Raw genomic sequence first — 12,799 nt, 5'->3', positions numbered from 1 at the left:
CGACGGGGTTCCGAGCAGGCTCGGTAGACCCACTAATTCCGCATCGAGCGGCAGCGACTTTCCACACACCCGACTCACTCGTGATATCATGAAACGCCTCCTCTTCATTTTTCTGGCGGCTCAAGCCACCACCCACGCCCAAACCGTGGACTACACCAAGCAGATCGTCCCGCTCTTCGACACCTACTGTATCGACTGCCATGACGACACCGATGCCGATGGCGAGTTCCAGTTGGACACCTTTGCGAACTTGATGAAAGGAGGCAAGGAGGGCGTGGCGATCGTTGCGGGCAAAGCCAATGACAGCATGCTGGTGAAGTTTCTCGAAGGTCATTCAGGCCGCGGCGGAAAGAATGAATTCATGCCGCCGGGTAAGCGCGACAAACTCAAGACCGAGGAGATTGCATTGATCAAGACGTGGATCAACACGGGTGCCAATGGGCCGCAACTCGCTGATGTGAAGCCGATGCCTCGGGAGGTCATCACGCCGAAAATTTTGCCAACGGTCACGCCAAAACACGCGATCCAGGCCGTGGCGTTTTCGCCGAAAGTGCAGTTGATCGCGGTAGCTCGTTATGGCGAGGTCGAGTTGCTCAATCCGGTCACGCGGGCGGTGGTGCGCAAGCTCACCGGCATCAAGGGCAAAGCCAACGCAGTCGCGTTTTCACCCGATGGCGCGACAGTGTATGCCGCCGGCGGAGAGGCGGGCATCGTGGGCATCGTGAAAAGCTGGAAGACCAGCGATGGCACGCCGTTGCATTCGTTTGAAGGTCATCTCGACGCCGCCTATGCACTCGCCGTTTCACCCGATGGCAAGATGATCGCCACCGGAGCCTACGATCAAAAGATTCGCTTGTGGGATGTGGCCACGGGCAAGGAAGTCGCCCTGCTTAAAGGGCACAATGGCGTGGTGAATGGTCTCTCGTTTCGCCCGGATGGCAAGGTGCTCGCGAGTGCCAGCGCGGACCGAACAGTGAAGCTCTGGAGCATCCCGAGCGGGCAGCGACTGGATACGCTTTCACAGCCGACGAAGGAGCAGACGAGCGTCGTTTTCAGCGCCGATGGCAAACAGCTTTTCGCCGCCGGTGGCGACAATCGCATCCGCCTGTGGAGCATTAGCGCCGATGCCAAGGAGGGCACGAACAAGATCATCACCAGCCGTTTTGCGCATGAAGGCGGCATCTTGAACCTCGCGTTGTCTGGCGATGGGCAACTGCTGGCCTCCACCTCGACGGACAAATCGCTCAAGCTCTGGAGCAGCGTGGATCTCACGGAGAAGATCCCGCTGGAGAAACAGCCTGACTGGTCCTCCGCACTCGCTTTCACGGACAAGGCGCAACTCGTGGCTGGTCGAGTGGATGGAAGTCTCAGCATTTATGAATCGACCACGGGCAAGGCGGTGATGGCGCCTGCGCCTGCAAAACCAGCCAAGGCCATCAAGCCCGAACTCTCACGCGTCACCCCACGCGCCGCGCACATCGGAGGTGGACTGATGGTGACCTTCACCGGCAAGAACATTACCGCAGAAACGCAGGCGATGGCTTCGCATCCCGGACTGAAACTGGAGCTCATCAAGAGCTCCATCAAACCTACCATGGCTCGCGTGAAAATCACCGCCACCTCCGAAGTGCCACGCGGCACTTACGAAGTCTGGCTCAAGAGTGCTGCGGGTGAATCTGCACGGATGAAAATCTATGCCGATGACCTTGTGCCGACCATCACGCAGGCGGCGGATTTCAAAGGTGCGCCTGTCAGCATCGCGTCATTGCCCGCCAGCCTCTGGGGCACGCTGTCTGAGACCGGTCAGCATGATGCGTATCGTTTCAAAGCCAAAGCAGGCGAGGAACTTGTGCTCGATCTCGCCGTTGCCCAGATCGGCAGCATGGCGAAAGCGCCCACGCTGGAGATCATGGACATGAACCACACGGTGCTCGCGGTGAATCGTGGCCTCGACAGTGGGAGCGATCCCTTCCTCGCGTGGAAGGCGCCTGGGGATGGTGAGTACATTGTGATCGTGAGCAACACCACGATGGATGGTGGCGCTGATCACGCCTATCGCCTGACGGTTGGCGCGCTGCCCTATGTCACCGCCTGGTCACCGCTTTTGGCGCAGGCTGGCAAAGAGACGAAGGTCACGCTCATCGGCCAGCATCTTGGCGACAAGGCCACGGTGATGATGAAGGCCGACAAGGCGGGCATGATGAACGTGCCGCTTGATGCCAAGGCTCTGCGCTTTCGCTCCATGCCCGTGCTGCGAGTGAGTGGGTTGGCGCAGGTCGAAGAAGTGGCGGGGAATGACAGCATCCCCAAGGCGCAAAACGTGACCGCTCCAGTTACGGTGAATGCATGCATCGCGAATGCCAACGACACCGATCACTTCTCCTTTGATGCCAAAAAAGGACAGACGTGGATCATTGAGACGCTGGCTGACCTTGGCGGATCACCTGCTGACACGAAGCTGGAAGTGCTGCATGCCGATGGCAAGCCGGTGCAACGGATGCTGCTCCAAGCCGTGCGCGACAGTTACAACAACTTCCGCAGCGTCGATGCCAACAACCCTGACATCCGTCTGCAAAACTGGGAGGAGATGGAGCTGAATGAGTTCGCCTATTTCAATGGCGACGTGATGAAGATCTTCCGCATGCCGCGTGGCCCGGATGGCGGCTGCTTCTTCTACACCTCCGGCGGCAAACGCAGCGCCTACTTCGATACCACGGCCAATTCCCACTCGCTCGACGAGCCCTGCTACATCGTCGAACCCAAGCCCATCGGCAGTCAGATCGTGCCGAACGGCCTGCCCGTCTTCACGCTTAACTACGCTAATGACGACAGCGGTGATCGTAAGCTCGGCAGCGACTCGCGGCTTACTTTTACCGCGCCTGCGGATGGTCGCTATATCATCAAAGTCACCGACACCCGTGGCTGGGGTGGCGAGCGCTATGTCTATGCGCTCAGCATCCGCCAGCCGATGCCTGATTTCAGTGTGAAGCTTGCCGGCATGAATCCCACCGTCATGCCCGGAGCCTCCGTCGGTTTCTCCTTCCGCGCCGAGCGTGTGGATGACTTCGATGATCTGATTCAAATCGACATCACCGGCCTGCCTGCCGGCTATTATGCCTCATCACCGATCCTCATCGAAGCAGGGCACGATTTGATCAGCGGCAGCCTCCACGCCGCGCCAGATGCGGCAGCGAACGCCGACTGGAGCAAGCTCAAGATCACCGCGAAGGCCAAAGCCCTCACGCACGACGCCGGAACCTTTGGCAAAGTCACGCTTGGCGCTGCTCCGAAGTTCATCGTCGTCATGGAGCCTGATGTGGGTGGCAAAGCCGTGATGCGCGAGATCAAAGACGAGACCCAGCCCCTCGAAATCACTCTCGCTCCCGGGCAGACGGTGAAGGCCTGGATTCGCGCCGTGCGGATGGGCAATGACGGCATCCTCAGCCTCGATGTGCATGGTCTGCCCCATGGGGTCATCGTCGATGACATCGGGCTCAATGGCGTGCAGATTCGTGAGAAGGAAAACGAACGCCCTATTTTCTTCCGCGCCGCTAATTGGGTGAAGGATCAGGACAAGCTCATCCATGCTGCACTTAGCTCTGCACGCAATGAGCACGACAGTGCGGGGTTGCAGACGAGTTTTCCGATGCTGCTGAAAATCCGGAAGCCGACGGGTGTGGCGGCGAAGTAGGGCGGACTGCCGGCGTGCAGTCAAAGCGACTTGTCCTGGACTCAGCACCGGCTACCATCATCGGCATGAATGTGAGGAAGCAGTTTGCGTGGTACTCCATCTGGATGCTGACGTGCCTAACCACCTGCTGGTTGCAGACAGGCTGTACCAAGTCGGGAGAAGCGAAGACACGTGCCGCGCAGGAGGAGGCTTTTCGTGGGTGTTTTGGCTTTGCGCCCCCTGCCAGCGTCACGGAGATCAAATATGCGGACTACTATCAGCGGGAGGTCATGGACGGTGCCTATGAACAGTGGCTGATATGCACCTTCCAGGCCGACGTGTTCGACCAAATGGTCAAAAAGAAAGGCTACCAACGTGGCGAATCCTTCACCCTGACCAGCAGCCCCAACAAACCGGCGTGGTGGACGCAGGATAGCGTCGGAGGAAACATCGCGTATGGGCTTGAAGGAAAGGACAGCACTTCCTACCTCGCGCAGCTTTGGCACGATGAGAAGACAGGCCTCGTTCACTGGCACCAAGTGGAGACGGATTGATCATGGGAGAAGTTTGAGCGAGAGAGGCGCGCACGCCATGACGTTCCTGTCCGTCCATGAACCGTCGCCGCTTTCTTCAGCAATCTCTCGCCGCCTCAGCTTCCATCTCCGCGCCTGCCATTTTGAGTGCGAGGTCGCCGAACTCGATGTTTCAAGTCGCCTCCATCGGCGTAGGCGGGATGGGCGCCGTGACGATGATGAGTGTGATGAGGCATGACAAGGTTCGCCTTGTGGGCATGTGCGATGTGGATGCGAAGACGCTCGAACTCGCGCGTGGCGGCAACGCGACAAGGCGGAAGGAATTGCAGGACCCCGATGCGGCGAAGCGGCTGGAGGGCGCGGCGGCGTTTCGGGATTTTCGCGAAATGCTTGCCAAGCTGGGCGACACCATCGACGCGGTGACGATTGGCACGCCGGATCACATGCATGCGGCCATGGCGGTGACGGCGCTGCGGGCGAAGAAGCATGTGTATTTGCAAAAGCCGCTCACGCACCACATTCACGAGGCGCGGATTCTTGGTGCAGAAGCGGCGAAGGCCGGGGTGACGACGCAGATGGGCACGCAGGGGCATTCCAGCATCGAGACCTCGCTGACGGTGGATCTCATCAAGAGCGGAGCCATCGGCAAGGTGAAGGAGGTCATCTGCTGGGAGAACAAAGCGGCTGGCTGGTGGCCGAAGGTGACCGAACGCAAAGCGGCGGCTGATCCGGTGCCGGAGAATCTGGACTGGAACCTCTGGCTTGGAGTCGCGAATGAGGTGCCGTTTCTCGAAGGGGCCTATCATCCTTCGATGTGGCGCTCATGGGTGGATTTCGGTGTTGGGATGATGGGGGACATGGGCTGCCACTACTTCGATGTGGTTTTTGCCTGCCTCGGCCTTGCGGCTCCCACGCGAGTGCGCTGCCTCGATGCAGGCAGCAAGGGCGATCTCTATGCGCAGAAGCGCCACCTTGAGCTGGAGTTTCCCGGAACGGCGCTCACGGCGGGCGACAAGATCAAGATGACGTGGATGGATGGTGGGTACCCGTATGATGCTCGTGTCATCAAACCCAGCGTGCTCACCAAGGACACCCCGAGTGGCATCTTCTTCATCGGCGAAAACGGCAGCATCTTCAAACCGCACAGCCAGCGCCCGTGGCTGGTGCCGGAGGAGAAGTTCACCGGCTTTGCGTATCCGAAGACGCGTATCGCGAATCATTATACCGACTGGGTGGACGCCTGCATGAAGGGTGAAAAAGCCGCTGCTGACCTGCCCACCTACGGCTGTCCCGTGACAGAGGCGGTGCTGCTCGGCGTCCTCGCCGAACGGAATCCGGGCGGGTGGATCGAATGGGATGCGGCGGCAGGCCAGGTGACGAACCAGCCGGAACTCAATGCGCAGCTCACGCGGAAATATCGCGATGGGTGGAGCGTCGCGGGTTTGGGCTGATGTCGGCGCGACATCCGCAAAGCAAGCACAAAAAACAGTGTAAGTTGTTTATCAGCAACGTTGCACTCGGCCAATGTCATCGTAGCATCGTAATGACAACTAAATGAGCGCACATGAGCACAAACCAGACTCACGTCTGAAGCAGGCCGAGAAGATCGCCACGCATCCCGAGCAGTACAAAGTCTGCGAAGGTTGCGGGTCCATCGTGGTCACGCGCGCCATCACCTGCCCGAGCTGCCATGCCTACCTCTTTGACGCCGCCTCCGTGCGCGTGATCGCGCAGGCCAAGGAACTGGCACTGCGTGCGGCGAATTCGGTGCTGGCGTCGGACTTGTCGTGAATTAGGGCCCGCGTTTGGGCATCTCGTCCGCCGTGTCACCCCGCAGCAGCTTTCCGAGCATGCCCGTGAGCCAGAGGTAGTGATCGTTGGGCAGATCAGGCTCGGCAAGGAAGCGGCTTTCACCCACAGGCGGATGGTTGTCGGTTTTGAAGATGGCGGTGCCTTCGTCCAGCTCGTCAAACATGGCCACATAGAGCATCTGCGCTCCGGCTTGATTGGCGGCGAGGGCTTGGGACCAGAGGAACTCGCCGCCAAGGCGTGGGATGGCGTCGAATTTGGCCTCTTGATGGCGCGATTTGGAGAGATTGGTCCAACTGAAGCCGGGGAAGAGGACGGGGAGGTAGTCGAGCTTGTGCTCAGCGCACCAGGCGATGTCGGGTTTCAGAAACTTCTCTCCCCGGCTGGTGGCGTCTTTTGGGGTGCCGAAGCGGCCCACCGCCCAGGGGCTGACGATGTCGGCACGGGCGATGAGTGCGTGCAGCTGAGGGTCTTTGATGCAGTCGTGGTCCAGCGTGCGCCAGTAGTAGGGCACGCCGAGCATGATGGCGCAGCCGCCGAATTCGGGATCATCGCGCAGGAAGGTTATGAGGCGTGACCACTCTTCGAGCATGGGTGCACGGTCGTTGAAGCCGAGACCCCAGAGGGCGACGAGTGGCTTGCCGTGGTGTTTGAAGTAGGACGGACCGGCGCGATCAAGGCGCTTTTCGGTGATGAGGCGCTTCCAGTCGTCGATCACCAGCTGAATGCCATCCTCTTTGATGCCGCTGAGGTCGTACATCAGCGTCAGGCCGCGGCCATGGGCTTTGGCGGCGGCCTGGCAGTTTGCGAGTACTTGGTCCATGGGCTCACGGAAACGTTTGTCCCGAGTGGTGGTGGCAAAGCGTTGGATGAATGCGCCGTCGATGCCGTATTCGCGCATCCATTTGAAATGAAGTTGAGCGACGGCGGGATGGACGGAGCTGAAGACCTCGGCGGTGCTGCCATCGGCATGCTTGAAGGGCGTCGTCACGCGTGCCTCTTTGGGCAACTCACTCACATCTGGCCACATCTCGATGTGCGAGTGCCCTGGCTCGAAGAACTTTCCTGCGGCGTAGTGATGCCAGCCGTTGTTGCTGCCATCTCCCTCACAGCGAAACCAGCCCTGATAGCCGCAGACGACTTTGCCGGTAAGCGTGCTGGTATCAACAGTCTGAGCGCGGGAGCTGAGGGTAAGCAAGACTGGCAGAAGGAGAAACCGGAGCATGCGGGATGTTTTCATTGACGCTGGCTGGGCGTCAAGGTGTGATGTGGTTTACATGAAACGACGCGTCTTTGTGAGCTCGCTGGCTGCATGGCCGATGGCTGCTGCTGCTGCGGCACCCCAATCCGAAGAGGGAAAAATTCGCGGCATCGCTGAAGGGTTCCTGCGGGAGCATGGCATCCAGGGCATGAGCATCGCCTATGGCAGGGCGGGGAAGATCAACTTCGAAGCAGCGTATGGTTTTGCCGATGCGGATGGAGCGGAGGCTGTCACTCCGCAGTATCGCTTCCGCATTGCCAGTGTCTCCAAACCGATCACGGCCACTGCGGTGATGAGGTGCATCGAAAAAGGTCTGCTCAAACCCGACAGCAAAGTGTTTGGCCCGCAGGGCATCCTTGGCGGCGACTACGGTGAAGATGTGGCGGCCATCACCCTGGATCACCTGCTCACTCACAGCAGCGGCGGCTGGGCGAATGACAAGGATGATCCGATGTTTAAAAACCCGCAGATGAATCATGTGGAGCTCATCGCCTGGGCGTTGGCGAATCAGAAGCAGACGCACAAGCCGGGAGAACACTTTGCGTATTCGAACTTCGGCTACTGCGTGCTGGGCCGAGTGTTGGAGAAAGTACTGAAGCTGCCTTACGACAAGCTGATCACGCAGGAAGTGCTGTCAAAATGCGGCATCACGAGCATGCAGATTGCTGGCAACACCCTAGCGGAGCGGCGGCCGCAGGAAGTGATGTATCTCACGTCCAAACCCGGTGCGGCGTATGGCATGAATGTCTCACGCATGGACTCCCACGGCGGCTGGATCTCCACGGCGGGGGACCTTGTGCGCTTCGCCTCACAGCTCCCGGTGTTGCTCAATCAGGATTCGATTCGTGCCATGACCACGCATGGCGTGAGCGAGAGCTACGCGCGGGGATGGAACGTGAACAAGGTGCCAAACTGGTGGCACGGAGGCTCGCTGCCGGGCACCAGCACGATCATGGTGCACACCGCCAACGGATTCTGCTGGGCCGGGTTGATCAATGGCCGCAGCGAAAAGCTGGGCCTCGCCTTGGACAAGCTGATGTGGCAGATGGGCGGCGTGGTGAAGACATGACGGCTCTGATTTCAACTGTTTGCCAGTTTTCGTTTTCCAATTCGTATTCTGCATCCACTTCTCCCTTCCAAACATGACACCCCAGCAAAAAGCAGAATCCCTCGGCCTCGTCTTCACCAAGCAGCCTCCCGCGTATCTGAACCTCTGCATCCGCAGCGGCAATCAACTCCTCACTTCCGGTCACGTGAGCGACCTCAAGGGCAAGCTGGGCGCAGGCGTCTCGACCGAAGACGGCTACAAGGCGGCGAAAAACTGTGCGGAAAAGGTGCTGCGGTCGGTGTGGGACACGCACGGCACGCTGGACGGCCTCAAAGTCCTCAAGGTGCTCGGCTGCGTGAACTCCACGCTGGAATACACCGACCAGCACCTCGTCATCAACGGCTGCTCCGACCTGCTACACGAAATCTTTGGCAAAGAAGGCGACGGCTACCACGCACGCAGCGCCCTAGGCTTTGCGCAGCTCCCCACCGGCGCCGCCGTGGAAGTCGAGGCGATTTTTGAGATCAAGGCCTGACCCGGACGGGGCCAAGCGCCTCAGGGTTGTGTTTTGGGCGGGTGTGGGTATGATCCCCACCCCCCAATGCCCCTTGTACACATCAAAACCTACGGTTGCCAGATGAACGAGCGCGACACCGAGCAAGTGTCGCAGATGTTCGTCGAGCGCGGCTACACCATGACGGCGCGTGATGAAGACGCGGACGTGGTGCTGATCAACACCTGCTCCGTGCGCGATCAGGCGGAGCAGAAAGCCCTGGGAAAGATGGGCATGGTGCGGCGGCGGCGCACGCCGCTGGTCACTGGGTTCATGGGCTGCATGGCGCAGAGCCGTGGCAGTGAACTGGTGAACAAGGCGAACGTGGATCTCGTCGTCGGAACGCAGAAGTACCATCGCGTGGTGGACTACGTGGATGAGATCATCCGTGCCAAAGAGGCGAAGCAGATGGACGATGAGCGTTTTTCCATCGTCGATGTGGAGGAGGAAGCGGCCTCGCAGAACACGATCCGTGACCACACGCTGAAGGAGAAGCAGGCCAGCGCCTTTGTGAGCATCATGCAGGGCTGCAACATGAAGTGCACCTTCTGCATCGTGCCCTACACTCGCGGCGGCGAGCGTGGTCGGCCCATCGCAGACATTGTCGAAGAGGTGAAACGTCTTGCCGATCGCGGTGTAAAAGAAGTCACCCTGCTGGGTCAGATCGTGAATCTCTACGGCAGGCATGAATTCCCGGCGGTTGATGGCAAGAGCCCCTTTGTGCAGTTGTTGGAAGCCGTGCATGAGGTGCCGGGTATCAAACGCATCCGCTTCACGAGCCCGCATCCGATTGGCTACAAGAAGGATCTCATCGAAGCCTTCACCTATCTGCCGAAACTCGCCGAGCATGTGCATCTGCCGGTGCAAAGCGGCAGCGATGCCATCTTGAAACGCATGCACCGGCCTTACACGGCGGCGAAGTTTACGGAGCTGGTCGAACGCATTCGCACGGCGCGGCCTGACATCGCAGTGACGACAGATGTGATTGTGGGTTTCCCCGGCGAGACAGAGGAGAACTACCTGGAAACGCGGCAGATGTTTGAAAACATCGGTTTCGACAATGCCTTCGTGTTTCGTTACTCCAAACGCCGGGGCACGCCCGCAGCGGAAATGGATGAGGCCATTCAGGTGCCTGAACGCGTCAAGGAAGAGCGAAATCAGGATTTGCTGGGGCTGGTGAACCGCATCGCACTGCCGATGTATGACAAGCTCGTCGGCAAAGAGGTCGAAATCCTCTGCGAAGGACCGAGCAAGACGAACGACCAGCGCCTCACCGGACGCACGGGTTCAAACCGCATCGTGGTCTTCGACGGCAACCCCGAGCGTCACACCGGCGAGATATTCAAAGTGCGTGTCGCTGAGGCGGGACACTTCACCTTGTTTGGCGATCCTGTGCTCCATGCATGAGGCGGCGCTGCAAATCGAGCTGCGTCCGCTGACGCGTGAGCATGCAGCGGCGTTTTGCCAGTTGGTCATAGCCCTGGCAGTGTTTGAGAAGCTGCCACCACCCGATGCAGACGCGCAGGTACGCCTGGTGGAGGATGCTCTTGGCGCACAGCCACGCATCGAGGTCTGGCTGGCATTTGTGAACGAGGACCCCGATCCCTGTGGCTACATGATCCTGGTGGAGACGTATTCGAGTTTTCTCGCGCTGCCGACCTTGTACCTCGAAGACTTGTTTGTGCTGCCAGAGCGGCGCAAGGGTGGTGTAGGCGGCGCCTTGCTCAAAAAGGTGGTGAGCCTCGCGCATGAGCGCGGCTGTGGCCGTGTGGAATGGACGGCGCTGGACTGGAATGTGAATGCGCAACAGGTGTATGAGCAGCGCATCGGTGCCAAACGAATGAGCGAATGGCTGCTCTACCGCATGACGCGTGAGGACATGCAGCGTCTGCTGGACGGCGAAGCAAAGTAGCCCTCTCAATCCGCGAGAGGAGCTGCGCGCGCTATGAGGCAGATCGCTTTCGAGTCATTGAAAACGTGGCAGGCACCGGGAGCTGTGGGCTCATCTCGCGGGAGCGAGATGGCTACTGTACGGCCTCCTAAAACGACATCGTCGGCACGTCGATCAGCGAATAGACTTCGACAGGATCAGGCTGGCCCTTCACCGGATGAACTCCGGCGTTTTGGTATTGCAGCAGACCTTCTTCCCAGCCTTTGAGAAACGGTGCACCCGCCAGCACAGGCACCTGTAGCTTGCGGGTCAGGCTTTCGATGCGGAAGGTCACGTTCACGGCTTCGCCCACGGCGGTGTTCACTCCACGGCCCATGGCACCCAGCGCGACATCACCAATGTTCAGGCCGATGTGGCAATGAACTTCCAAGTTCATGTTTTCCTTCAGCCATTTGCGCTTGGGGGATTCATTGGATTCAGGACTGCTGAGAATTTTGGCGGCCTCCGTGGCCTTCACCCGCGAGGAGATGTCATCTCCCGGCCAGTAGGCAAAGACGCCGTCGCCAATGAACTTGTCGATGATGGCATCGCGGGATTTCAGAACTTTTTCGCACTGCGCATACCACTCACGCAGCATGGCGGCCACTTCCTCAGCGCTGAGCTGGGAGGAAATGGTGGTGAAATTGCGCAAGTCGCCAACGAGCAGGGTGGCCCTCACCGTCTTGACCGGCAATGCGATGGTGTGGAGCGATTGCGTGCTGACGTTGCCAGACTCGCTCGGGGGGCGTTCTTCGTCCTGGCTGTCAAAAACAAAGGTGCTGGTGCCAAACTGCACGCGATCACCATGCCGCAGCGCCCGCGCCGTGGTCACGGCCACATCGTTGACGAAACTGCCATTCGCGCTGCCAAGGTCGGATACCCAGAACAACTGCCCGTCACGCCGGATCGTGGCATGCTGACGCGACACACCACCGTCCACCAGCCGGATGCTGGCATCCGGACTGCGTCCAACCAGATTGAAGTCCTCGAGAGTAATCTCGAGTTCTTTCTCCAGTGATTTGAGTGTGGCGCCCATGTGGTTGTTATAAAGGAATGCTCTTTTGAAGCAATTTACACGCCGCAAGTCAAGCGCGGTCATCTTCTTGCTACAAGGTTTTTCGCAGGTTCTTTCGAAAGCCTTGTGCCATCTGGGAAATCCACTCCTCCATTCTGCGCGGTTTAATGCTGGGCGTGACGATATATTTGCCATTGCCGCAGGCATCTCCACCATGCGCTATGATGCAGAGGTTTTTAAGCAGGCCGCGCTTAGGCGTCGTCGTCTTGGTTTTTTTGGCTGTCGCCAGCATCGCCCGTGCCCATGTGGTGCCGAATATGACGATCGAGGCGGAATTCGACTCCGCTGGTGGCTACACGCTGCGCATCAATGTCGATCCCCGCACCTTTTTGGCCACTGACCCCACCTCGCTGCCGCCGGTCCCTGGCTCCTGGTATCTGGAGCAGACGCCCGAGCAGGTGGCGGCGACCCATGAAAAAGCCCAGCAATACCTCGCCAGTTCGCTCGGGCTGCTGGTCGATGGAAAAAAGGCCAGCCTGCCAGCCTGCAAAATTCAGGCCATGGACGGTGCCGACAACACCCCGCTGACTGCGGACACTCAGGAGGTGCACCTGCTTGGCACGGCCAGCGGCCAGCTTCCGGCGGTTTCCGCCACCTTTCAGATCGATTTTGCCAAGGAAGCCAACACCAGCCTGATCCTGCTGCATTCTCAGGCGGGAAAGACCGAGCTTCGTCCCCAAGTCGTGTTCCCTGGAGAGACCAGCCGGCCATTTCAACTCAAACTGGTCGCAGCAGCAGTCGCGCCAGAGGACACTCCGGCATCCAAGGCCAACAACATCTATCTGATTATCACAATTTCCGTGACTTGTATCGTGATCATCACCGGCTGGCTGCTGCTCAGCCATTACCGCCACCATCACCGTGCCCATCGCAAACCGGGTGCTGGAAAAATGTGAACAACTACCTCTTGTTCATCCCTT

General features: G+C 59.3%; 11 protein-coding genes. 9 read left to right on the top strand and 2 right to left on the bottom strand.

Annotation, left to right across the window (positions count from 1 at the left end; translation table 11 throughout):
- Window positions 1–88 precede the first annotated feature (88 nt).
- From PSV43_RS03990 to PSV43_RS03975, 4 genes are all read left to right on the top strand, one after another.
- Window positions 89–3,691: a c-type cytochrome domain-containing protein gene (locus tag PSV43_RS03990; RefSeq protein WP_300194014.1), complete on the top strand. Its 3,603-nt coding sequence runs from the start codon at window positions 89–91 to the stop codon at window positions 3,689–3,691.
- 14 nt (window positions 3,692–3,705) lie between these two features.
- A complete protein-coding gene (locus PSV43_RS03985; protein WP_300194012.1) occupies window positions 3,706–4,224 on the top strand; it encodes a hypothetical protein in 519 nt (172 codons plus the stop codon).
- A 56-nt stretch (window positions 4,225–4,280) separates the two neighbouring features.
- Window positions 4,281–5,654 carry a Gfo/Idh/MocA family oxidoreductase gene (locus PSV43_RS03980; RefSeq protein ID WP_300194011.1) on the top strand — a complete coding sequence of 458 codons (1,374 nt, stop codon included), beginning with the start codon at window positions 4,281–4,283 and terminating at the stop codon, window positions 5,652–5,654.
- Window positions 5,655–5,757: 103 nt separating this feature from the next.
- Window positions 5,758–5,994, top strand: a complete 237-nt coding sequence (locus tag PSV43_RS03975) for a hypothetical protein (RefSeq protein WP_300194009.1) — start codon at window positions 5,758–5,760, stop codon at window positions 5,992–5,994.
- Window position 5,995: 1 nt separating this feature from the next.
- Here the strand turns inward: PSV43_RS03975 and PSV43_RS03970 are convergent, their stop codons facing one another.
- Window positions 5,996–7,237, bottom strand: coding sequence for a glycoside hydrolase family 71/99-like protein (locus tag PSV43_RS03970; RefSeq protein WP_300194007.1), 1,242 nt, complete (start codon window positions 7,235–7,237; stop codon window positions 5,996–5,998).
- Between the two features lie 52 nt (window positions 7,238–7,289).
- Between PSV43_RS03970 and PSV43_RS03965 the strand changes: the two genes are divergently transcribed.
- The 4 genes from PSV43_RS03965 (at window position 7,290) to PSV43_RS03950 (ending at window position 10,786) form a co-directional block, all read left to right on the top strand.
- Entirely contained in the window at window positions 7,290–8,342 is a 1,053-nt protein-coding gene (locus tag PSV43_RS03965; RefSeq protein ID WP_300194005.1) for a serine hydrolase domain-containing protein, read from the top strand.
- Window positions 8,343–8,415: 73 nt separating this feature from the next.
- Window positions 8,416–8,856, top strand: a complete 441-nt coding sequence (locus PSV43_RS03960) for a RidA family protein (protein WP_294398867.1) — start codon at window positions 8,416–8,418, stop codon at window positions 8,854–8,856.
- Between the two features lie 66 nt (window positions 8,857–8,922).
- Window positions 8,923–10,281 carry a tRNA (N6-isopentenyl adenosine(37)-C2)-methylthiotransferase MiaB gene (miaB, locus tag PSV43_RS03955; RefSeq protein WP_300194002.1) on the top strand — a complete coding sequence of 453 codons (1,359 nt, stop codon included), beginning with the start codon at window positions 8,923–8,925 and terminating at the stop codon, window positions 10,279–10,281.
- Window positions 10,274–10,786 carry a GNAT family N-acetyltransferase gene (locus tag PSV43_RS03950; RefSeq protein WP_300194000.1) on the top strand — a complete coding sequence of 171 codons (513 nt, stop codon included), beginning with the start codon at window positions 10,274–10,276 and terminating at the stop codon, window positions 10,784–10,786. The genes miaB and PSV43_RS03950 overlap by 8 nt, the downstream gene beginning before the upstream one ends.
- Before the next feature lie 127 nt (window positions 10,787–10,913).
- On the opposite strand, the gene PSV43_RS03945 is transcribed toward PSV43_RS03950, so the two are convergent.
- Window positions 10,914–11,840 carry an adenylate/guanylate cyclase domain-containing protein gene (locus PSV43_RS03945; protein ID WP_300193999.1) on the bottom strand — a complete coding sequence of 309 codons (927 nt, stop codon included), beginning with the start codon at window positions 11,838–11,840 and terminating at the stop codon, window positions 10,914–10,916.
- Between the two features lie 245 nt (window positions 11,841–12,085).
- On the opposite strand from PSV43_RS03945, the gene PSV43_RS03940 reads away from it, so the two are divergent.
- A complete protein-coding gene (locus PSV43_RS03940; protein ID WP_300193997.1) occupies window positions 12,086–12,775 on the top strand; it encodes a hypothetical protein in 690 nt (229 codons plus the stop codon).
- Window positions 12,776–12,799 lie beyond the last annotated feature (24 nt).

Source organism: Prosthecobacter sp. (assembly GCF_029946185.1).
Taxonomy (GTDB): domain Bacteria; phylum Verrucomicrobiota; class Verrucomicrobiia; order Verrucomicrobiales; family Verrucomicrobiaceae; genus Prosthecobacter.
This window is presented reverse-complemented; position numbering and strand designations above follow the sequence as displayed.

Excerpts from the sequence above, each read along its gene's own strand:
- PSV43_RS03965 (WP_300194005.1), top strand. The coding sequence starts at position 7,290 with ATGAAACGACGCGTCTTTGTGAGCTCGCTGGCTGCATGGCCGATGGCT.
- PSV43_RS03970 (WP_300194007.1), bottom strand. The coding sequence starts at position 7,237 with ATGCTCCGGTTTCTCCTTCTGCCAGTCTTGCTTACCCTCAGCTCCCGC.
- miaB (WP_300194002.1), top strand. The coding sequence starts at position 8,923 with ATGCCCCTTGTACACATCAAAACCTACGGTTGCCAGATGAACGAGCGC.
- PSV43_RS03950 (WP_300194000.1), top strand. The coding sequence starts at position 10,274 with ATGCATGAGGCGGCGCTGCAAATCGAGCTGCGTCCGCTGACGCGTGAG.
- PSV43_RS03990 (WP_300194014.1), top strand. The coding sequence starts at position 89 with ATGAAACGCCTCCTCTTCATTTTTCTGGCGGCTCAAGCCACCACCCAC.
- PSV43_RS03980 (WP_300194011.1), top strand. The coding sequence starts at position 4,281 with ATGAACCGTCGCCGCTTTCTTCAGCAATCTCTCGCCGCCTCAGCTTCC.
- PSV43_RS03960 (WP_294398867.1), top strand. The coding sequence starts at position 8,416 with ATGACACCCCAGCAAAAAGCAGAATCCCTCGGCCTCGTCTTCACCAAG.
- PSV43_RS03945 (WP_300193999.1), bottom strand. The coding sequence starts at position 11,840 with ATGGGCGCCACACTCAAATCACTGGAGAAAGAACTCGAGATTACTCTC.
- PSV43_RS03975 (WP_300194009.1), top strand. The coding sequence starts at position 5,758 with ATGAGCGCACATGAGCACAAACCAGACTCACGTCTGAAGCAGGCCGAG.